This window comes from Streptomyces sp. NPDC020379 (genome assembly GCF_044387105.1).
Classification (GTDB): domain Bacteria; phylum Actinomycetota; class Actinomycetes; order Streptomycetales; family Streptomycetaceae; genus Streptomyces.
The window spans coordinates 153,444-173,266 of the sequence record NZ_JBIRVR010000015.1; the positions used below are offsets into that span (position 1 = coordinate 153,444).

20 protein-coding genes and 1 pseudogene are annotated in these 19,823 nt (G+C 69.2%); 1 reads left to right on the forward strand and 20 read right to left on the reverse strand.

Annotated features, from left to right (window positions below):
* Window positions 1-131: 131 nt before the first annotated feature.
* The 18 genes from ACH427_RS20805 to ACH427_RS20890 all read right to left on the reverse strand — a co-directional run bounded on the left by ACH427_RS20805 (window position 132) and on the right by ACH427_RS20890 (window position 16,746).
* Entirely contained in the window at window positions 132-389 is a 258-nt protein-coding gene (locus tag ACH427_RS20805) for a hypothetical protein (RefSeq protein WP_398871090.1), read from the reverse strand.
* Window positions 386-634 carry a hypothetical protein gene (locus ACH427_RS20810; protein WP_398871092.1) on the reverse strand — a complete coding sequence of 83 codons (249 nt, stop codon included), beginning with the start codon at window positions 632-634 and terminating at the stop codon, window positions 386-388. Before ACH427_RS20810 ends, ACH427_RS20805 begins: the two co-directional genes overlap by 4 nt.
* Before the next feature lie 30 nt (window positions 635-664).
* On the reverse strand, window positions 665-2,044 hold the full coding sequence (locus ACH427_RS20815) for a DNA cytosine methyltransferase (RefSeq protein WP_398871094.1): 1,380 nt from the start codon (window positions 2,042-2,044) through the stop codon (window positions 665-667).
* Window positions 1,981-2,829 (reverse strand): peptidoglycan-binding protein, encoded by an 849-nt coding sequence (locus tag ACH427_RS20820; protein WP_398871096.1) that lies wholly within the window; start codon window positions 2,827-2,829, stop codon window positions 1,981-1,983. The genes ACH427_RS20815 and ACH427_RS20820 overlap by 64 nt, the downstream gene beginning before the upstream one ends.
* Before the next feature lie 103 nt (window positions 2,830-2,932).
* On the reverse strand, window positions 2,933-3,895 hold the full coding sequence (locus ACH427_RS20825) for a hypothetical protein (RefSeq protein WP_398871098.1): 963 nt from the start codon (window positions 3,893-3,895) through the stop codon (window positions 2,933-2,935).
* A gap of 13 nt (window positions 3,896-3,908) precedes the next feature.
* Window positions 3,909-4,358 (reverse strand): hypothetical protein, encoded by a 450-nt coding sequence (locus tag ACH427_RS20830; RefSeq protein ID WP_398871100.1) that lies wholly within the window; start codon window positions 4,356-4,358, stop codon window positions 3,909-3,911.
* Between the two features lie 216 nt (window positions 4,359-4,574).
* Window positions 4,575-5,870 carry a siphovirus ReqiPepy6 Gp37-like family protein gene (locus tag ACH427_RS20835; protein WP_398871102.1) on the reverse strand — a complete coding sequence of 432 codons (1,296 nt, stop codon included), beginning with the start codon at window positions 5,868-5,870 and terminating at the stop codon, window positions 4,575-4,577.
* The gene (locus ACH427_RS20840) at window positions 5,765-7,330 is read right to left on the reverse strand and encodes a hypothetical protein (protein WP_398871104.1); all 1,566 of its coding nucleotides are present in this window, start codon (window positions 7,328-7,330) and stop codon (window positions 5,765-5,767) included. Before ACH427_RS20840 ends, ACH427_RS20835 begins: the two co-directional genes overlap by 106 nt.
* A 49-nt stretch (window positions 7,331-7,379) precedes the next feature.
* Complete coding sequence (locus ACH427_RS20845; protein ID WP_398871106.1) at window positions 7,380-12,206, reverse strand: hypothetical protein; 4,827 nt, start codon at window positions 12,204-12,206, stop codon at window positions 7,380-7,382.
* A 45-nt stretch (window positions 12,207-12,251) separates the two neighbouring features.
* Window positions 12,252-12,584 carry a hypothetical protein gene (locus tag ACH427_RS20850; RefSeq protein ID WP_311613359.1) on the reverse strand — a complete coding sequence of 111 codons (333 nt, stop codon included), beginning with the start codon at window positions 12,582-12,584 and terminating at the stop codon, window positions 12,252-12,254.
* 83 nt (window positions 12,585-12,667) lie between these two features.
* Window positions 12,668-13,012, reverse strand: a complete 345-nt coding sequence (locus ACH427_RS20855) for a hypothetical protein (protein WP_311613358.1) — start codon at window positions 13,010-13,012, stop codon at window positions 12,668-12,670.
* 74 nt (window positions 13,013-13,086) lie between these two features.
* Window positions 13,087-13,686 (reverse strand): phage tail protein, encoded by a 600-nt coding sequence (locus tag ACH427_RS20860; RefSeq protein WP_311613357.1) that lies wholly within the window; start codon window positions 13,684-13,686, stop codon window positions 13,087-13,089.
* A gap of 63 nt (window positions 13,687-13,749) precedes the next feature.
* Complete coding sequence (locus ACH427_RS20865; RefSeq protein WP_398871109.1) at window positions 13,750-14,136, reverse strand: hypothetical protein; 387 nt, start codon at window positions 14,134-14,136, stop codon at window positions 13,750-13,752.
* Window positions 14,136-14,450 carry an HK97 gp10 family phage protein gene (locus ACH427_RS20870; protein WP_311613355.1) on the reverse strand — a complete coding sequence of 105 codons (315 nt, stop codon included), beginning with the start codon at window positions 14,448-14,450 and terminating at the stop codon, window positions 14,136-14,138. The genes ACH427_RS20865 and ACH427_RS20870 overlap by 1 nt, the downstream gene beginning before the upstream one ends.
* 36 nt (window positions 14,451-14,486) lie before the next feature.
* Window positions 14,487-14,846, reverse strand: coding sequence for a hypothetical protein (locus ACH427_RS20875; RefSeq protein ID WP_398871111.1), 360 nt, complete (start codon window positions 14,844-14,846; stop codon window positions 14,487-14,489).
* Window positions 14,831-15,166: a hypothetical protein gene (locus ACH427_RS20880; protein ID WP_311613353.1), complete on the reverse strand. Its 336-nt coding sequence runs from the start codon at window positions 15,164-15,166 to the stop codon at window positions 14,831-14,833. The genes ACH427_RS20875 and ACH427_RS20880 overlap by 16 nt, the downstream gene beginning before the upstream one ends.
* A gap of 80 nt (window positions 15,167-15,246) precedes the next feature.
* Window positions 15,247-16,218: a phage major capsid protein gene (locus ACH427_RS20885; protein WP_398871143.1), complete on the reverse strand. Its 972-nt coding sequence runs from the start codon at window positions 16,216-16,218 to the stop codon at window positions 15,247-15,249.
* A 12-nt stretch (window positions 16,219-16,230) separates the two neighbouring features.
* Window positions 16,231-16,746 (reverse strand): hypothetical protein, encoded by a 516-nt coding sequence (locus tag ACH427_RS20890; RefSeq protein ID WP_398871113.1) that lies wholly within the window; start codon window positions 16,744-16,746, stop codon window positions 16,231-16,233.
* Between the two features lie 343 nt (window positions 16,747-17,089).
* On the opposite strand from ACH427_RS20890, the pseudogene ACH427_RS20895 reads away from it, so the two are divergent.
* A pseudogene (locus ACH427_RS20895) lies at window positions 17,090-17,357 on the forward strand (IS5/IS1182 family transposase); the annotation flags it as partial.
* Window positions 17,358-17,810: 453 nt separating this feature from the next.
* On the opposite strand, the gene ACH427_RS20900 reads toward ACH427_RS20895, so the two are convergent.
* The gene (locus tag ACH427_RS20900; RefSeq protein WP_398871116.1) at window positions 17,811-18,650 is read right to left on the reverse strand and encodes a hypothetical protein; all 840 of its coding nucleotides are present in this window, start codon (window positions 18,648-18,650) and stop codon (window positions 17,811-17,813) included.
* Window positions 18,647-19,696: a phage portal protein gene (locus ACH427_RS20905; protein WP_398871145.1), complete on the reverse strand. Its 1,050-nt coding sequence runs from the start codon at window positions 19,694-19,696 to the stop codon at window positions 18,647-18,649. The genes ACH427_RS20900 and ACH427_RS20905 overlap by 4 nt, the downstream gene beginning before the upstream one ends.
* Window positions 19,697-19,823: the final 127 nt, after the last annotated feature.

Consider the following 19,823-nt stretch of genomic DNA (forward strand, 5'->3'; position numbering starts at 1 on the left):
CACCTCGGGGAGTCAGCTAGAACTCTGCGGCGTCAATTCCGATGGTAGGCCCACGCCTGTGGGTTCATGGACCGAGCGTCAACGACGAAAGGCCCCCGGTACCGGCAGGAAGCCGGTACCGGGGGCAATGTTCAGTGGGTGGTGGTCGCCTGCCAGATGGACACGATCACCGCAGCGATGCTGACCAAGGCAGCGAGGGATGGCAGGGGCCATCGGCCGCGTTCGACGGCGTCGAGGCGGGTGTCGAGGTCGGTCAGGCGCTGGTCGGTCTGGTCGCTCCTCTGAACCAGAAGGGCGAGGGCGCCATCGGCGCGCGCGAATCCCACCTCCATGACTCCCCGGAGCCGCTCCAGTTCCAGGGCAACATCCGATGGGGTCGGGTCGGTCACACGGTCCCCTTGTCCACGGGGGCCGACGGAACGGCCGATTCGGTGCGCAGCCATCGGGGCAGGAGTGCCTGCACCCCGGGGATGGCCATGATGCGGGTAAGGCCGGCGGCGACAGCAAGGGCGCCGGCCGCCCACGGCAGGGTCGCAGGGATACCTGCGGCGTCAACGATCACCGGCAGGAGCGCAGCAAGGGTGATCGCGGTCTGAACGGTCGTGCGGATGGTGCGACGGGTAGCGTCGGTCATGCGGCGTGGTTCTTTCTTTGGGGGCAAGGGTCAGCGGTCGATGTCCATCAGTGCGGGAATGGGAGCGCCGCGGGCGTGGGCGCGTTGGGCAAGGTGTTCGACGGCCGTCGCGGCCTGAAGCGGCAAGACGCCGTTGCCCAAGGCTTTGAGCTGGGCGGCCCGGGAGAGGCCGGGAACGGCAGTGACGTGGCCCGGAGGTAGGCCCATCATCCATTCCACTAGGCCGGGGTTCAGTCGTCCCATAGCGTCGGTTGGGCGGGGAGCGGTACGGCCGATGACAGGGGCCCATCGGGCCACGGCCCCGGCATACGGTCCCCAGATTTCTTCCGGCGCGAGCACGGAGGCGGGGTCTGGCGCATCTGCGCCGCGTGCCGCCTGCCGATCCTCGTGCCCGACGAGGTGGTGGTGCGGTTCCTGGTGTGGGGCGGTGTGGCAGGGCCGGCCACGGTGCAGACCTCCGCGGCCAGGGACCGGCCGTGCGTGCCGGCTTCCTGTGACGGGGTGCGGCGCGTCTGCCGGTCCTCGTTCGGCGACGCTCTGGGGGTGGGGAGGAGCAGGTCGACGGCGGTGCGCAGGTTCATGCCACCGGCCCGTCCCTGGTGTCCCGCCCCGGCCGCTTCGGAAGCCGATGGGGTGGGCAGGAGAAGGGCGGCAGCGGTCGGACAGCGCGGCTGACGTCCGCCCGGCCGGATCGGAGCAGCCGGACCGGTCAGCGTGCCGCCGGCGGCGGGCAGACGGCCGGGTGTGGTCTGACCTGTGGCCGTGCCGTGGCGGGTGGCCTGGGTCGGTCGGCCAGGTGAGGAGGAAGAGGCGGTTTCTCTGGTGGGGGGCGCCCACGTCGGACGCACGTAGACAAGTCCACTCCGCATCGAACCCGATGCGGGCAAGATCGGCGAGGACGTCGCCGAAGCCCATGCCAACGTGAGCTGCGACGTTTTCAAAGACCCCGAGTCGGGGTCGTAGAACGCCAAGGGCGGCGGCGATGTGGGGCCAGATGTGCCGGGGATCATTCGCTCCTTTCCGATGGCCGGCAGTGCTGAAGGGCTGGCAGGGGTAGCCGCCCACGAGCACGTCGACCGGTTCGACCCCGGTCCAGTCAGTAGCCGTGATGTCGCCGAGGTTGGGAACGTCGGGGTAGTGGTGAGCGAGGATGCGGGCGGGGCCCGGGTCGGGGTCTGCAACCCATGTGACGGTGCCGCCGAATACGGCCTGCACGGCCATGTCGAGGCCGCCGTATCCGGAGCACAGGGAGCCGATCCGCAGCGCCTGCCCGTCAGTCGCCCCATCCGCGGGGCCCCCGCTCCGGTGCGGGGAGCCCGGGAGGGGCTGGGTCAGAACGCCGGTGGTCACGCGGTGGTGCGCGGGACCTTCAGCGCGGCCCACTGGAGCGGGCCGGGCCAGCCGTCGCATTCGTGCGGCGCGTCGCCGAGCTTGCGCTGCCACTTCCGGAAGCTTGCGCGGTCGGCGGACGTCCACTGCGGCCCGGGGCCCTCACGGTAGGCGGAGCACCCCTCCTCGACCAGGCGTCGGCCCATGGCGGTGATGATCGGCGAGTCGGGCACGTCGCGGAACCACTGCTCACCGGGGAACGGCTCGAACCGACCGGTCTCGCGGTCCCGCCCGTGCTCGGCCCCGTCGTCACCGGCCGGGATGTCATCCGTACTGGCCTCGTGGCCGAAGAAGGTGATGCCGGACCGGCCCCGCCAGTCGGGGTCCGCCAGAACGACGCCCTCGGGGTAGTCGGGAATCCCGTAGCCGTGGATGTAGGAGCTGTGGCGGGGGCGGGTCTTCAGGTAGACGCCGTCACCCTCGGCAGACCCGTTCGAGTTCGTGTTGCCTTCCACGGTGGTGATCTCGTCGTCCGTGTACGCGACGACGATGCCCGTGTGGGAGCCGCCGCCCGCGCCGAAGTAGACGATGCCGCCGATGACGGGGTAGTCGGTGTAGCGGTCGCGGTCCTGGAACCACTGGCCCCCCTCCCAGCAGGAGGCCGTGACAGGGGCGAGGTCGACGGCTCCGGCCTCCTGAAAGCACCAGCTCACGAACGTGTGGCACCAAGCCTCACCCTGGGCCCACTCCAGGCCCGGCACGGCCAGCGCGTACTTCTGGATGTTGTTCCAGTCGCCGTCCTCGCGGCCTTCGTGGTACCCGACCTCATCGCGGGCTGTATTGATCACATCAAGTGCAAGGGGCATGCAAATGGCTCCTGTTGGGGCATGAGAAAGCCCCGGCCGGATGTTGGCGCGGGGCGGGGAGGAAGGTAGGTGGTGAGGGCGGCTCGCGCCGGCCGGGTGGTGATCAGGCGTCGATGGCGAACCTGATGCTGTCCAAATAGATCCACTTCACCGGTGACTGCACCTGGGCCTGTAGCTGACCCGGGTAGGGGTCGGTGCCGGACGTGACGTCAATGCGGATGCTGCTGTTCTTGACCGCGTTGAAGCTGGTGGCGCAGATGAAGCTGCGCATGTACTTCGGCCGTGCCTCCGGTGGCAGGACAGCCAGCAGCCAGCTGTCAGCGACGTTGAAGTCCTTGCCGTCCTTGCGCTCTACGGACCCGCTCAACTCGATCGTGCCGTTCACCAGGCGCCATCGGGGGTTACCGCCGTGCGCGGCGACGTCGGAGGGGAGGGGCAGGGGCTGCCAGGGGCCGGGGGACAAGGGCGTCCAGGTGGCGTTGGTGTAGATCTCCATGCGGTCTTCGGCTTGGAGGTAGGCGAGCTTTCCGGGCACTGGCCGTTCCGGTGACGCTGCGCGGGCGGCGGCGTTGGCGTAGACCGTCTGAGTCAGGGCGTACACCCGCTCGTCCACGATGTCCCGGGGGGCGATGGCGCCGGCCTGCGGGGCCACGGCTACTCGGCAGAGGGGGACGTCGAAGACGCCGTCCTGCCCCTGGCTGAGCGCGGGGGGCTGGGGCTGGGCTGCCGGGGTGCCCTGGAGGTAGGCGACGGAGATGCGCTGCCCAGTGCGGGTCAGGCGGATGGTGATCCGGTCGACACGCGGCTGAGTGCCGGTGTTGGCGGCGATCACGACGTGGCGTTCGGCGTCGGAGTAGTAGTGGAAGCCCTGGACAGTGGCGTGGCCGGGGTTCACATTGACGGTCATGTCCTGGCCGGTGACCGTGGTGGCGAGGGGGTCGGCGGGGTCACTGGTACGCGGGGCGCGGATGCCGTCGGTCTGCCACATGGACGTCATCTGCGACCACTGCTCGCTCGTGACGGTCGTGCCGGCGCCGCTGTCGAAGGGAAAGTAGTACTCGGCCAAATTTTCCTTTCCGTTACTCGGGGGCAACATATGTTGCCGCAAATTGCAGGGCGAGAGCCAAGTGGAGGAAGGCGGCACCAATCACTAGTAGGGTCTTACGCAGCAGATCATGGGTCTTCAACAGCAGAAGCAACTTCCTCGAAACGAAGAGCGCGATCATGCACGCCGAAGTTACACCTTCAAAAAACACGAAGATCAGAGCCGCAAACATGGCGAGAACAGCAACATTAAGGAGAAGGTCTCCAAGTGCCACCGTCCAAGCAAAATGAAACCATCCGCCTTTCCCTGTAGCGATGTCGACCGTCGCCTGCACTCGGAGAAGGAGCACCCGATACGCCAGATACCCAAAGCCGCCCAAACACAGAGAAGCAAGAGCAAACCAAGCCAGCGGGCTAGCCGCCCTCCGAGCCAACTCACGAAGAGATCCAGGACTCTCGGCGCTTGGGTCGTCAGCGAAAGCCACGACACAACTCCCGAGTGCGTAAAGACATCCCCGTGCAGTCGTCGCCCACCTGCCAAGGCGCTCTTTACCGATAATCTCAGGGGTGCAGCAATAGAAGGACAAACCGAGAAGGACGATTGCCAGTCGATTGCATGAATTTGCGTCCACGGGCTACCTTTTCAGAGCATGCTCGATGCCCACCTAAGATGCCACACGCAATCTGGCTACACGGAAACTTCAATAGCGGGTGTTGAGCTGGTGCACGGCTTGCCACAGTCGTCGTACCTGGGTGTAGAGGGCCGGGGTTTGAGTGGCGGCCTCGGTGCCGACGGTGGCCTGTACGGAACTGGCGTCCGCCGTGTCCGTCAGGTGCACCTCGCGCACGGGGTACACGAGGTCAGTGCCGGCGGTGGTGGTGACGGTGACCGTGTCGCCCGTCCGGTAGTCGCGGCCGTACTGGCACTGCTCGGTGTCGATCGGCGCGAGGGACAGGTCGGCTTGCGCTCCGCCCTGCTGGAGGGCGTTGGCGGCCGAGGTACGCAGAGACCGGAACTGGTCGTCGCTGGCGTCCAGTCGCGCCGGGATGGCGGTGTCGCGCTGGTCCACGAACGTCTCCCCCACCCGGGCCCACTCGGCTTCGGCGTCGGGGGTGTCCCATTGCCAGAAGAAGCGGTCCTTGCCCTGCCCTTGGGCGGCGATGATGGCGCGCGTCGTGCGGGGCGCGGTGAGCTGGTACGAGTAGGAGGACAGGTTCCCCAGCCCGGGTGAGAAGCGGATCATGCTGCGCAGGTCGCGGGTGGTGCCGATCTGGAGGGCGAGCCGGGGAGTGGTGGGGTCGGGCTGGGTGACCCGCACGGTCAGGCCGGCGGTGGAGGCGAGGGTCTGTGTCGCGGACAACAGGGTGTCGAAGCGCAGAGAGATCTTCGTGGGGGCGCCGAGGCCGGTGGTGGGGCCGGGGTCCAGGCCCGGGACGCGTCGGCCCGGCAATGCAGTCGGCCCGGCGTTGGCGGCGACGAGGCGGGTGATGATGTCGCCGGCCGGGCCCGCGGACGACCAGTAGTCGACGGCGTAGCGGCCGTTGCCGGTGTCGGGGGCGCGGGTGGGGTCGGGGAAGGCGAGGCGGGTGGCAAGTGCGGCGTTGTCGCAGACGCCGGAGAAGGTCAGCGTTCCGCCGGTGGCCGACCAGTTGTCGCGGATGCTGGTGAGGGGTCCGGTCAGCAGGGGTTCGGTAGCGTCGTCGGACCAGATCATCACCCCGTGGCCGCCGGTGGCGAAGAGGTGGGCGTGGGGGTGGTCGGCGGGGAGGACGAGGGTCCAGGCGCCGACGTCGAGGTGGCGGACGATCACGTCCAGGGAGGTGTAGGAGTCGATCTGTCCGACACGGCGGAGGGCCGCGTCGCGGACGTCGACGCGGTAGCGCCGCAGGGTCAGGCTCCGAGGTGTCGTGGCTGATAGGTCAGGGTGACCGCGGACTCTTCCGACGCGCCGGTGGCGGTGAGGGAGATGACGTTCTCCCCGGGGACGAGCTGCCACAGGGAGGCCGGGCCGACGAGGTGGGGCCAGAGGTTTTCGCCGCGGGTGCCGTCGGGGTTCTCCAGGTAGACGGCCTTGATGCCGGGGCGGGTGTCGATCACGACCGTTCGGCCGGCGGGGATGCCGTAGGCCAAGGTCAGTTCCGTGCCGGTGCTGCGGTTGGCCAGCCGTAGGGGGATGACGGGCTGGCCTGCGTCCTGCTGGCCGAGGGGACCAGTGATCCGCCATACCGGCCACGCGTCCACGTCGGTGGTGGCTTGAACCGGCAGACCCTCGTCACCGATGACGCTCGGCGCGATCCGCATCGGAAAGAACGGACTGATGTGCGGCTCACCGGTGGTGGCGGGGTCGAGGCGGGACAGGGTGAGGTGGTCGACATCCAGCGGGGCGCCGTCGGCCTGGATGACCGCTCGCACGGTGGCCGTGCCGCCGGGCACCGTCCCGGGGTCAAACTCCATTGGGTGGGCCCCGCTGCCCACCGGGGAGGCGTTGCCGTGGCCTCGTCCCCGGGCGTAGCCGATGACGTCCACCCACCCGTCGGCGTCCACGAGTGGACGGTCGGCGGCGCTGATGAAGCGGGCCCCGCCGGGCACCGGCGCTCCGGCGGTGGTGAGGCCGACCAGGCCGACCGACACGGATGTCTGTGCGTCGGCGGCAGCCGCACTGCTGCGACGGACCCGAGCGGTCAGCCGGTACAGGCTCGTCCCGTCATAGGGGACCGCGGTCGTCGCCTCCGCCCGGATACCGGCGGCAAGGCGGGTGTACTGGCCGTCCGTAACCCGGGGGTCTTTGAGGACCGTTCCGGCCCCGCCGGTCCAGGCGGAGGGGTTGTTCATGGTGTCGGACAGCAGCACTGTCCAGGACCCGGCGGGGTGGGAGAAGAACGCAGGCGCGCCGTGCACACGGAAGGTCTCGGCCCGCTCGTCTCCGTGCCAATAGGGGTCGGGGGCGGTGAGCTGGAGCCCGTACCGGACGTAGGTCAGGCCGGCGCCGTCGCTGCCCTCATCTCCTTCCATGCCGCCGGTGTAGTGGACGCGGATGCTGCGCGCCGTGCCGTCGGCCTCCGCCACCCGCAGCACGCACGGGCCCCGCTCGGCGACGAGGGCGGCGACGAATCGCCGCTTCAGCGCCAGCAGCTCCGGGCGGGTGGGCGCCCACAGCAGGAGCGGCAGTTGGAGGCGGCGGGAGGCGGCGCGGGTCTTCACCACACGGCCGCCGTCCATCCCCGCGTACTCCGTGACGGTGGCCTGGACCGGCGGGGCGTCCATGCCGGTGGGGCCGGGGAGGATCGCGATGCAGGCCCCTTGGTGGGACAGGTCCGCAGTCAGAAGGAACTCTTGGCCGTTGCCGGTGGTCAGAGTGACGCGGGGTGGGGCGTCGGCTGCGGCGTGCTCCGGTCCGGGGAGGACGCCGGTGGAGACGACCGCGGACGGGGAATTCAGCGCGGCCAGTAAGCTCACGCACCAACCCCCTTTCAGTCATGGGTAGTTGGCGCGTGGGCCGTACTGGTCAGGCGTACAGGGCGTCCGCGAATTTCAGGGCGGACACGATCTGCTGCTCGGTGGGGATGCCGGGGACGGCGTGCAGGTGAATAACCGGCGCCGCCCCGGTGGTTGGGCCGGTCTCAGTCGAGGGGGCGAGCCCCTTGGAGTCGGCGATCAGGTCCCACTGGGCGGGGGTGAAAACGGGCTCGGGGCGGCCGAGCCCGTTGTAAACGAGGGACAGACCCGGGGGCAGATAGCCGCCGGAGTCGTAGCCGCCTGGCCTATCCAGGGCGGATAGCGACCCGTATCTATGCAGCGCGTAATTCAAGCCAGAATAGATATTGGCAAGGGGATTAACGGAGGTTCCATACAAGAACGGACCGACATCCCGGAAGGGCCCCGCATACGCGTCGAAGGTCGGCCCAATTACCTGCATCAATCCGACCGACGGGGTACCGTCCTGCCAATTGATATCCCAGGTATTGACAATATCTGGGTTTCCGCCCGATTCATCATTCATGCGGCGGAGGACGGTGTCGAGCCAAGAGGCCGGCTGCCCGAGCATGCTCAGGGCCTGGAGCACTTGAGGCGTCCAGCGGGTGACCCCGCTACCGCCGGTGTCACCTCCCATCTGCGGGCTTCCGCCTGCGGAGAAGAAGCCCTTCACGAAGTCGGTGACGGTGTCCTTCAAGCCCGTGACCGGCGTCCGGAACACCTCGCCGATCATCTGCGACCACTTCGCCGCGTCCAGGCTGTCCAGGTCTCCGAGCACCGGCTTCAGCAGGGCATCCATGGCTTGGCCGGGGTTGGCCAGCATGTCCGCGGCGCCCTTGACCCCGCGCCACGCCTTGGTGGCCTTGTCGCTCGTCCAGTCCCACGCCTTACCGGCGCTTTCCTTGCCCCAGTCGAGGGCGGACCCGAGAACGCCACCCTTGGCGAGCATCTGCGTGCCTGCGGCTTGGAGGAGGCCCAGGGCGCGCGCCCGGTATCGCGGATCGGTCGGGATGACGTATTCCGGATAGCGAGGGTTGCCCTCGCCGACGATCGCCGTCGGCTGATTGAAAACGCCGGGGCGGACAGGGAGCGGACCGCCGGCAGCAAGGAGAGGGAGTTTCTCCATTTTCAGCTTGTCACCGATGCCGGGAATCCAGCCGGTCAGCGTGTTCCAGATGTCGAGGACGCCGGAGTTCCAGACGGTCCCGATCACGAAATTGATCGGATCTTTCGTGGCGCCTTCGATCTTCTTCCAAGCAACAGCAATTCCGTCCTTGGCATGAGCAAAGGCGCTGGAAATGCTGCTGATTCCGTCCTTCAGTGCACTGAAAGCAGGCTGGATGGCGTTTTCCCAGCCCCACACGATGGCGTCAGAAATCCACCGCCAAACCGGTTTCACAATGCTGTTGTAAAGCCACGAAATCGTGGGCCCGAGCACGTTCTTCAGGAACCAGGCGAAGGCATCCACCGCGGGCCTGATGACGTAGGACCAGGCGACGACGATCGCGGCGCCGATCAGGTCGAAGGTGGGCTTCACTACGGCGTCGTAGAGAAGCACGATGACCGGCCACAGGATGTTCTTAATGAAGGACCAGAACAACTGAAGCGTCGGCCAAATCACGTCCAGCCAGACGGTTTTGATGACCTGGCCGATCAACTGGAACATCGGCCAGACAACGACCACGGCGAAGTCGCGAACGATCGGGAACAAGGTGTTCGCGATCACCGACCACAAAGCCAGAAGGACCGGCTGAAGCACCCCGAACCAGACGGCGGACACAACCTGCCCGATCATCTGAAACGCAGGAAGGAACGCGTTTTGCCAAAGCCACAGGACGGCCGGCGCGACGCGGACCATGATGACGTCGGCGAGCCAGGAGAACGCCGGCTGAATGACCGTCGCCCAGATAGTTGAAAACTGGACCGATATCCAGGCAAAAAAAGGGGACAGCGTGGAGTTCCACAGCCACATGAAGGCCGGGACCACCTGCCCCATCACGATGCCGACGATCCAGCCGAACACCGGCTGAATGACCGTCGTCCAGGCGACCAGGCAGGCCGCCTTGATGGCGTCCCAGACCGCCATCACCCCGTCGCGGAACCAGCCGAACCGCTGCCAGAGGTAGACGACGGCCAGACCCAAGGCGACGAGGGCGCCGATCACCAGCAGGATCACGTCCATCGTCCAGCCGATGGGCGTGGCCTGCACGAGGAGCGCCAGCGCGGCCGTAGCCCCGTTGACCAGCCATTCCGCCAGCGCGACGGCTCGCAGGCCGAGGCTGACAGTGATCAACGCAACCCCGATGGCCTCCAGGACTCCCGGCGGGACCAGGGAGACGAGGCGGGCAAGGTCACCGACGAACAGCAGCGTGACGCCGGACATCGGCGCCATCGCCGTCCAGACGTTGCCCAGCGTCGTGCCGATATCCCGGAGGATTCCGCCAACTATCGGCCCGTTCTCGCGAATTCGCGCGAGGAAGGCGGCGAAGCCGGGTGAGTCGCGGAGGCGGTCTCCCCATTCAGAGAACCGTTTCGCCTGATCGACCAGGCGCTGAGTGAAGCTTTCCGTGTGGGGAAGGGCCGCGTCCAGGGCGCCGGCAAAGCCCTTGAAGAAGTACCCGAGGGCGATCCCGGTGTTGCGGATGGCAGGCCGGATGGCGTGCGTCAGGTCATCGCGAAAGCGGTTCCAGAAAGGGGTTTTGAAGTCCGCCGCAGTGGCGTCCATCAGCTCCCGGGTACCGGCTGCCGCTTCCCGCACCAGCGGCGTGAACGCGGGCAGGGATGCGCGCGCGCCGTTGAGGCCGCGGGTGAAAAGCGGCATCACCTCCGGCTGAAGGGCGGCGGACCAGTCCTTGAACGCGCTCTTCAGCGCAACGAAGGCATCGAAGGTGTCGCGGGCCGAGGGCGACAGGGCATCGAGCGCACGGCGGTACTTCTGTGCGGCAGTGTCGGCTGCCGACGTGGCGTCGGCGGTCTGCATCTGCGCGGCGGCCACCTGCCGCTCGGCGTTCGCAATGGCGTCCGCCGCTGCGGCCTGGGCCTTGGCCACATTCCGGACGGCGTCGCCGACCCCGGCCTGTGCGTCAGCAACGGCGCGGGCCTGATCGGCAACCCGTTCGTGGGCCTGGGCTGCGGCGTCCTGTGCGCGCCGGACCCCGTCCGCGCCGTCGACGCCGGCGGCGTTCGCCTTGCGGGTGTCGGCCTCCAGGCGCTTGTGCGCGAGGGACTGTTCCTTCAGGCCCTGCACGGCCTGGTCGTAGGTGAGTTGGGCCTGATCCCGCTCCAGTTGCGAGGCAGCCGGGTCGGCGCGGACCTTGGCGAGGTCCTGCTTGGCCTGCGTCAAGCGCAGGGTGGCCGCCCGCTCGTTCAGGGCGGAGTCGGCGAGCTGGTCGGTCAGGTCCTCCAGCTGCCGGACGGCGTCCGCGCGGGCGCTGGTCAGGGCCTGCTGTGCGCGGCGCTCGTCGTCCTGGGCGCGGGTGAGCTGCTGTTCGGCGCGGCGGACGCCGTCTTCGGCCTGGGCGACCTGCCGGTGTGCGGCGGCGATCTGGTCGGCGGCGTTGCGCTGGGCCGCGGCCAGCGCGCGAACGGCACTCTCCTGCTGGGCGGCGCGCTGGGTGGCCGCGGTGGCGGCTCGAGCGCCGTTGTCGCTGGCCTGCGTAGCCGCGTCCTCCGCCGCTTTCTTGGCCTGGAGGGCCTGGGCAATGCCGATGATCGCCGGAGCCGCGACGGCACCAAGGACAGCGAAGCCGGAGGCGGCGACGACGGTTGCGGCGGCGAGGCCGGCGACCTGCCCGGCGAGGATCTCCGCGCCCGGGACGGCGGCGAGACCGGCCAGGGCGAGGGTCAGGCCCAGCGTCCCCAGGAGGGCCGGGGAGAAATCGAAGTCGATGCGCTTGCCGTCGAGGGCGTCGGCCTGCGCGCGGACGGCGGCGAGGGCGGCGGATGCCTGCGCGGCGTCGACCCTGACGTCGATGTCCGCATCCGACGCGGACAGGGCGGCCAGCCGGGCCTGGACCGTGTCGATCTGCGCCATGGCCGCGCCGGCGTCGACATCGATGCCGATCCGGGCCGTGGCAAGCGTGGTGAGCTGGGCGCGCAGTGCGGCCAGCTCGGCGCGGGCAGGGGCGGTGTCCGCGCTGATGTTGATCTCGGGCAACGCGGCCTGCGCGGCCTGGACCTGGGCCCGCAGGCGCCCGCCGAAACCGCCGTCGGTCTCCAGGCGGATGACGCCAGGCCGGGCGGTGATGCGGTCGATCTCCTCGCGGACCGCGGCAAGGTGGGCACGGGCAGCGGCGGTGTCCGCGCGGACCGTGACGTCCGGGTGTGCGGCGCCCAGGCGCAGAAGCTCGGCTTCCAGGGCCTCCGCCTCTGCACGGGCCGCCGTCGCGTCGATATCGACTCCGACCGTCTTGCCGGCCAGGGCCTCCATGCGCACCCGCAGGGCCTGAAGATCGGCATCGGCCTCGTCGGTGTCCGCGCCGATGGTGATCTTCGGCAGCGTCCGGAACGCGGCTTCGAGCCGGGTCTTCAGCGACCGGGCGAACGCCCCGCCGGTCTCGCTGCCTTCGCGGGTGGCGTCGCGGCGGGCCCGGGTGCCGCCCTGCCGGACGGCGTCGGGGATGGCGTTGCGGATCGCGGGAACGAGCGCGGCGGCGATGTCGCGGCCGAGGGTGGTGCCGATCTGTGCGCCGCCGCCGACCCCGGCGGTCATGGCCTGCGTGAAGGCGCGGCCAGCTAGGCGTCCGGCTTCCTGCCCGGCACTCGTGGCCGGTTCGGCAAGTGCGGTCCGCAGACGCTGGCCGATTCCCCGAGTGTTGGGGATGACCTGGACCTCGACGGAGCCGACGACGATCGCCACGGCGGCCCTCCTTACGTTCGGGAGTGGCCGCCGATCAGGCGGGCGTTACGCGGGGTCGGGGGTGCCGTTGATGATCTGCAACAGCGTCTGCGCCGCCGCATCACTCATGCGCGGGCGGTGTTCTCGGGTGCGGGGAACGCCGGGACGCGGGACCGGTGAGGGCGGGTCTGGCCGCTTGCCGCCGCTGGTGTTGACCAGGGCGTAGTAGTGCGTGAGGCGATTGACCGCGTCGATGGTCTGCGCGAGGAGCAGATCAGTCTGTGACCAGCGGCCCCGCGACGGATCGGCGCCCTCGGTCTGCGCGTCGAGGTCGGCCAGCGCCGCGTTGTTGCGCAGGGCGGTCATGGTCGCTGCCTCGGGTGGCAGGTGCTCGATCATCACGCGTACCTGCCGCCAGGTGAGACGGCCCCTGTGCAGGTCCAACAGGTCCGTACCGGGGTAGTAGCGGCGAAGATCCGCTTCTACCGCTTCCGCGTGCTCTTCGAGGACCTGGTGCGTCCACTGGACTTTCCCAGCGCCTCGCCGCTGGTCTCGGCGACCTGCGCGACCCACTCGCCGATCTCGTCCTGCGTCGGGTCGCCCTCGTACCAGGCGTCGACGTCGTCAGGGTGAAGCACGCCTTCGGCGAAGCGGTCGAGGTCACCGGAATTCAGGGCGCGCAGGTGGGAGGCGCGCCAGCGCTGCGAGGGCAGGGCGCGCACGGGGTAGCCGGCCAGCTCCACCGGCACGTAGTCGGTGGTGGCGTCGGTCTCCTGCCCCGTCGTGGCGCGGTTGGTCGTGGACGGGGCGGTCGTGGTCACGGTCATGGGTCCTTAGAGGTTCAGCCGGCTGAGCCAGGGTGGTGTGAGAAGGAGAAGCGGGCGCGGACCGCCGGGGCGGGTCAGCTCTTGGTGGTCGGCAGATCCTTCGGCACGACCGGGGCCTTCGCCGTGAACTGGTGGTACACGGTGTTGTTCGCCGCGTCCGGGTAAGCGGTGATCTTCACCTCGTAGCCCACCATGTCCTCGCCTTTGTACTGGACATCCGACCGGTCGGTGACCTCGCCCGACGGCACGTAGAAACCTTCGAGCGAGTCGCCGTCGGCCACGATGAAGTAGAACGACCGACGGTCGGGCGACGGGGATGCGGTCTCCGCGAACTTGGCCACACCGTCAGGGCCGGGGGCGAGGTCAGCGGCGGGGATGCGGAACATCAAACTCTTGACGACAGGGCTCTTCGTTTCCCACATCGTCACGCCGAAAGTCCGCACCGACTTGGTGACCTGGGTACGGAAAGCGGAGGTCACGCCCCATGGGGTGAACTCCTTCGAGTCCTCGTCGATGCCGTATTTGAGTCCGTCGTCGGAGATGGCGCCCAGGCCCGCCCAGGGGGCGGCGGGGACGCCGAGGGCGATCGGGCCGGCGGTGCCTTCCGGCGCGACCCAACCGCCGCCGTTCGCGCCGACCATGGCCAGGTCGGCCGCACGGGTGATCTGAATCAAGAGGGGTCTTCCTTCGAAAGGGCAGGCCGCCGCCAAGGTGGGGAGGCGGGGCGCAGCGGTAGTTCAGGGGTGCCGGTGCAGGCGGATCGCGTAGGTGGCGCCGATCCGCGTCACGGCCGGGTTCTCCCACGCGCGCCAAGCCGGGGCGGAGACGGTAGAGGCGGCGGTGAACACCGCGGCGGCCATCGGCGCGATAGCCCCGGGCAGGTTGCCCAGGAGCGCGTCACGGGTACGGGCGGCCAAGTCGGCGGCCTGGGCCCTGGTTGCGGCGAAGGCGTCGATATCGACCACGGCCAGGTCGACGCGGAACCCGTCGTCGCCGCCCCCGATCCGCTGGAGGCGCAGGAGGGGGACGGCGTGGTCCAGGTCGGCGGGGGCGTCGGTGCACACCCGGACGCCCAGGCGTGGTGTGAGCCAGGCGATCAACGCGGCTTCGGCATCCGGCCACATCACATGTCCCGGCGGCTGGTTGCGGCCCGTAGAAGGATGTGATGTGCCGGGGCGCCGTCACCTCCATACTCCACGAACCGGGCGTGGCGCGCGGTGTTCAGCACCACGGCGCCCGTGCGGTCTTTGCGCACGCCCATCCGGCGCCGGGCCCACACCTCGAACGACGCCTTGTAGGTGCCGGAGTCCACCGGGGCGGTAGCTTCGGCCACCGCCTTGATCTCCTCCGCGTGCGACACCAATGCGGCCGTGATCATGGAGGAGTTGAGGAGCTGGCGGATACCTGACCGGTTGATCTTCACCTTCGGTGCAGCCACGTCACCTCTACTTTCGTCGGGCCGCCCGGGTGGGGTTCAGCCAGTGACGCACTGGGCGGCGATCTGCACGCCTGCGTGGGTGCCGGTCAGTGGGGACCGGAAGACCTCCGCTGGTCCGTGGACGGTGAACACGACGCCGCGGACGCGGAGTCGGTCGGTGGGGCGGACGTCGGAGCCAGCGGGGGCGTAGATCACGACGCGGTCGGTGACCGTGTTCTGTCCGCCGAGCGTTTCGGTCCCGGGCGCGGGGGCGACGACGCACCCGTGAAGGGGGTGCTCGTGGTCGCTGCCGGGGGTGTCGTTGCCGTAGATGTCGAGCACGGCAGGGCCGGGCCGCAGCACGGTGACGACCTCGCCGAACGCTGGTGGCGGTAGGGCGATCACTCGTACCACCACGGCATGCCCCAGGAGCCGGGGTAGCCCGGTGGGGGGCCGGCGTCGGCCGGAGTGGGGTTCACGGTGAACGCGCCACCCCGCCCCGCCATGAGCCGCAGGGAACGGCGTTCGTCGCGTGTCAGGAAGAGTCCGGCCTGACTGGCAGGTCGCTGCACCTGGTACGGGCCGATCGTCTCCGCGCTGAGCCCCATGGGATTTGCGTAGGTGCGGGCGGCGACGGAGAGAACGACGGCTCCGGCGCCTTCCGGCAGCGGAGTGACGACCGCCCGGCACAGGGCATCGGCCTGGGCGATGATCAGCCGGGCGCGGTCGTCCTGCACGTCTTGGCCGAGGATGTCGGCGAGGTCTTGCGGTGTGACGGTGGCGATGACGGATCACCGCCTTTCGCCTGCTCCGCGCGCTAGCTCTTGGGCGGCGTGGGGGTGCTGCCGGGGGCGGTGTAGGTCACGAAGGCGCTCGTATCGCCGATCGCGAAACCGAAATGTGCCTCGGCCAGCAGAAGGATCAAGTTCTCCTGGAAGGCCGAATGGACGTGCCCGTCCGCGTCGACGTAGGTGCCCACGTCGGTGGTCTTGATCGTGATGTCCATGCCCGAGCCGTAAATGGCCTGGTCCCAGTCACCAGCGATCGCGCGGAGGCCGGTATCAGTGGTCGTGGACTGCCGGGCCAGCTTGCCGCCCACGCCCCGGTTGTAGGCGATGGGGTAGCCGATAAGGGTGCCGCGTGAGACGGTTCCCGGGCCGGCCGGGTCCTGTACGAAGATGGGCCTGCCGGTGGTGTCGGTGGCGAGCTGCATTTCGGGCTTCAGCAGCGGGTCTGCGATGAAACCGGTGGTGTCATGGCCGGCGGCGGCGACAAGCTTGGTGCCGGTGACCACGTCGGCGTAAATGCCGCCCTTGGCCTGGGCAGTTGTCCCCAGGGCCATGGTGTTCGGGGTGGCGGTCAGGTAGTCCTCGAACGGGCCCCGTGCGCCGCTCATGGTCTTGCCGTGGATGGCCGCGCGGTCGAAGGCGCGGCCCAGCGCGGTGGGTAGATCGTGCTGGAGCTGTTCGTACAAGCCGGCCGCGTTGGTCATGGCGACCTCATGCGACACGGCAACGAGGACGGCGACCTTCTTGCCCCGCATCTTGCGCATGCCGATACCGCTGGTACCCAGCGGCTTCGCGCCGCCTTCGTCCACCCAGTCGGCCATGGGGACGTCGCCAGGAACGGGGATGGCGGTCGAGGAATTGAGGGGCAGAGGGACCTTACGGGCGAGCTGCATGACGGCCGAGTTCTCCACCGCCTTGGTGAAGATCGGCCCGGTGATCTCCGGGGGGAGGAGCTGGGCGGGGATGCTTCCGGTCTGGATGGGGGCGACGGCGGTAGAGATGAGCGAACGTCCTTAGTGGTGCAGGGAGTTGTGGAGGATTCCGGCGAACATCTGTGCCGGGTCGGCTGCTGCCCGCTGGCCGGAGGAACCCTGAGTGGGGTCCGGCTGCATCAGGGGCCGGCCGGGGTTCGCATCGGCGACGGGCGTTAGGTCGGACAGGAAGGCGTCGGCGTCCGCCTCCAGCTCCTCGCGGGTCGTGCCGATCAGCCGTGCGGCCTGCCCGGGGGTCAGGCCCTTGGCGTGGGCGACCTGCGCGCGGACCAGTTCCGCGCGGGCCTGGTCGGCGAGCCGTTCGGCGGCCTCGGCCCGTTCGGCCAGTCGCTGGGAGTCGGACTTGCCCACCTCGCGCATCTGGTGCAGTTCGGCGGCGGCCGGTTCCAGCTCGGCGACCTTGGCGGCGCGGGCGGCGAGTTCGGCGGTAAGCCGTTCGATCTCCGTGCGTGCGGCGGCCGGGTCCTCCCACGGCTGGGCGGAACGTTCCTGCGGGTCGGCGGTCTCCGCTGCGGCGGGCGGTTCGGGGTGAGTCATCGCGGGGGTACCTCTGGGCGTGCGAGAGGCCCGCCACAGAGGTGACGGGACTCGTGAGCAGGGGGGGGAGCGGGAGCAGCCAGCATTAGAAGACTGATGAAGATCTTGCTCTGGCCACCCGACGCGCCACGGATTGTCAGCAAATATCAATCGACATGAACTGGGGCAAGGTGGGGGCATTTTCAAGATCTTCAGGACACTTTTAGGGCCTGTGCGGAGTCGTGATCACTCCGTAGCCGGATACCGATTGGCGCGCCCTGAACGTAGGAGCCGTGCGCTGGGTAGCGGCCGGGCCGGTCGCCCGGATAGGTGGGGCGGGGCTCGCCCGGATGGATAAGGTCCCGCTGAGAACTCCCGCCGCAACCGGTGGCACCTACGCCGCCAGCAGATCAAGCACACCATTCCGGAACGCAGGAACCAGCGGGCCAACCGCCAGAGCCGTGGCAGTCACGGCGGCCGACCCACAGGTTCACCCCTTCACAGCACGCGCGCAAGAACGAGGCGAACGGACGATCAACGCGTTCAAGAGCTCCCGAGCTGTGGCAACGAGATACGCCAAAGGGGCCTACGTCTTTCATGGCGCACTCACCCTGGCAGCGATCCGGCTATGACTCCGGCGACGGCAGGCCGGACAGCCCAGCACGCGCCACAGTGACTTCGGCTAGCCGAACAGTGCGTTGAGGAGCGTGCCGATGGGGCTGCCGGGCTTCTGGAGCTGCTGGAGGAGGCCAGATACCGCCGATGGGACTTCCCCACCAGTTTGACCCAAGCCGGACACGGTTGAGCCGACCTCGGACGGAAGGGGACTGGCGCTGGCTGCCGGGGCTGCGAGCCCGATAAGCACGGCGGTCCCAACGGCGACGGCTACGCTGCGGAGAGAGTGACGTTGCACGATCTTCCTTTCATGCACTGCCGATTGGAAGCTGTACAACGCCAGGCTTGGCTACGCAGCAACGTGCGCAAGCATCGCACCATCCGAATGGGTGTGATGAAACGATCAGCTCCTGGCCTTAGCTTGACCAGCAACGACAGCGACTTGATCCCCACGACCCGCCGGACACGCCTTAGGTGGACATGGGCGCGGCGGTGACGTCCGCCGGCTCGCGCTGGCGGTGTTCGGCGTCGAAGGCACGGCGGAAGGCGCGGAGGATGTCGGCGCCGTAGACGCCGCGCGTGGCGGAGTTGTAGAGGGCTTCCCACTCGGCGGCCTCGGGCGTGGGCGTCCACCTCTGGCCTTTGAAGACCGGTTCGGCCGTGCAGTCGCACCGGTCGTGGTACGGGTCGCCGCCGACCGTGGTCTCCGCGCTTTGCCGGTTGGCGTAGACCGGGCCGCGCAGGATCAGGACGGCGCAGAACGAGCAGCACGGGCCCTCGGTGATCCGGGCCCAGCCGAGGGCGGCCGGGTCCATGCGGGTGGCCTTTTCGATGGTGCGGCGGCCGGGCAGTGCGGCTAGGCGTTGCATCGCGGCGGCCTCGCGGTCGTGGGCTTTGCGGAGCAGGTCGGGAGCGGTGCGGGCGGCGGCGGCCGTGGCTTCGTCGGCCCCGGCCTTCCGCTCTGCCGCCTCTGCCCGGTCGGCGGCCCTCCGGGCCTCGTTCGCTGCCCACCGGCGGGCGGCGGCGATCTGGGCCAGCGGCGGGGGGTCGGCAACCAGCACGGTGAACGGGGTCCGGTGGCCTGCGGCGCGGCGCATCTGTTCATAGGACTCGGCGGCCAGCGAGGCGGAGGCAGTGCCGAACCGGTGGACCAGGTGGGCGAGGGTGGCTGTCCACGCCTGCTCGGTCCGGGCGCCGGCCGGTGCGGCGTCGTAGCGTCGCCGCGCGGCGTCGAACTCGGTCCGCATCAGCCGTAGGAGCGCGGTTTGCTGGCGCCGGTGGATCAGGGCCAGGGCGCGGACCTTCGTCACGCTGCCTCCGCCTGGTCCGGCCGGGGGCCATCGGTGGTGAAGGTGCGGGCCAGGTCCTCAAGTACGGCGTTCCCGGCGGCGCGGCGGCGGTCGTGGACGATCCGCAGGCGCTGGGCACGGTCGATCCCGGCACGTTCAAGGGTGACCTCGGACTCCGCCGGCAGGATGCCCGCGGACACCAGCTTCGTCGTGGCGTCCGCCTGCGCGGCCACCGTGGGGGTAGCGGCGTCGCGCCACTGCACCTCGACCACCGGCACCTGCTCGGCGCCGGTCAGCCGTAGGGCCAGGCGCATAGCCTGCGACCAGGGGGCGGAGAAAGCCCGCTGCCGACGCTCGGCCTTCTTGATCAACCGGGCCTCCGAGGAGCGGATGGCCTCCGCCGACGCGGGGTTGTCGGTGGTATAGCCGAGCATGTGCGCGGGTAGCGCGGTCGCCCCAGCCATGAGGCGGGCGTACGTGTCGATGATGCGGCCGTAGACGGCCGGGTCGTAGGCGGGGAACTGCCCGACCTCGGGGACCGCGCCGTCCTCGTCGCGCTCCAGCGCGAGGTAGCGGCCTATGTAGGTCTCCCACGCGCTCCGCTGGGTGCCGTCCGGCCCCTGGAACGAGCCTTCCGACGCGCCCAGTACGTAGCGTTGCGGGGCGGCAAAGAATTCTCTAGCGACCTCTTGGCCGAGGAGAGTTCGGCACGCGGCGTCGGTGAGGGCGCGCACCTCCTCGGTGATCTCGGAGGAGCCTGCGCGGTCGGCAGTCCTCTGGCGGTTGGCGAGGCGGACGACCGGGACGACGCCGAGCTGATGCGGTCGGCGGTCGGTCACCGACCAGCCGGTCCCGGAGCCTTCCAGGTAGACGGTCTGGTCGGGCAGGTAGAGCGTCGCCGATCGCTGGGAACCAGCGGACACCAAGCGCAAGGCTGCGCGCAGGGTGCGGGTACGGACGTCGTAGTCCACGCTCATGTGCTGCGGCGATTCCACCGACAGCAGCGGGGCCCCGTCATCGCCCACGCCCACCGCCAGGTAGGACCTGCCGTAGATCAGGGCGTCCACGTGGGCCAACTGGGATTCATTGTCCAGGTCGTTACTGACTTTGTTGGTGTGGTGTCGTGAGGGTGAGTCCGGTTCCGGTGAGGCAGCCGTCGATGATTTCGCTGCGGTACTGGATTTCACGGAGTCT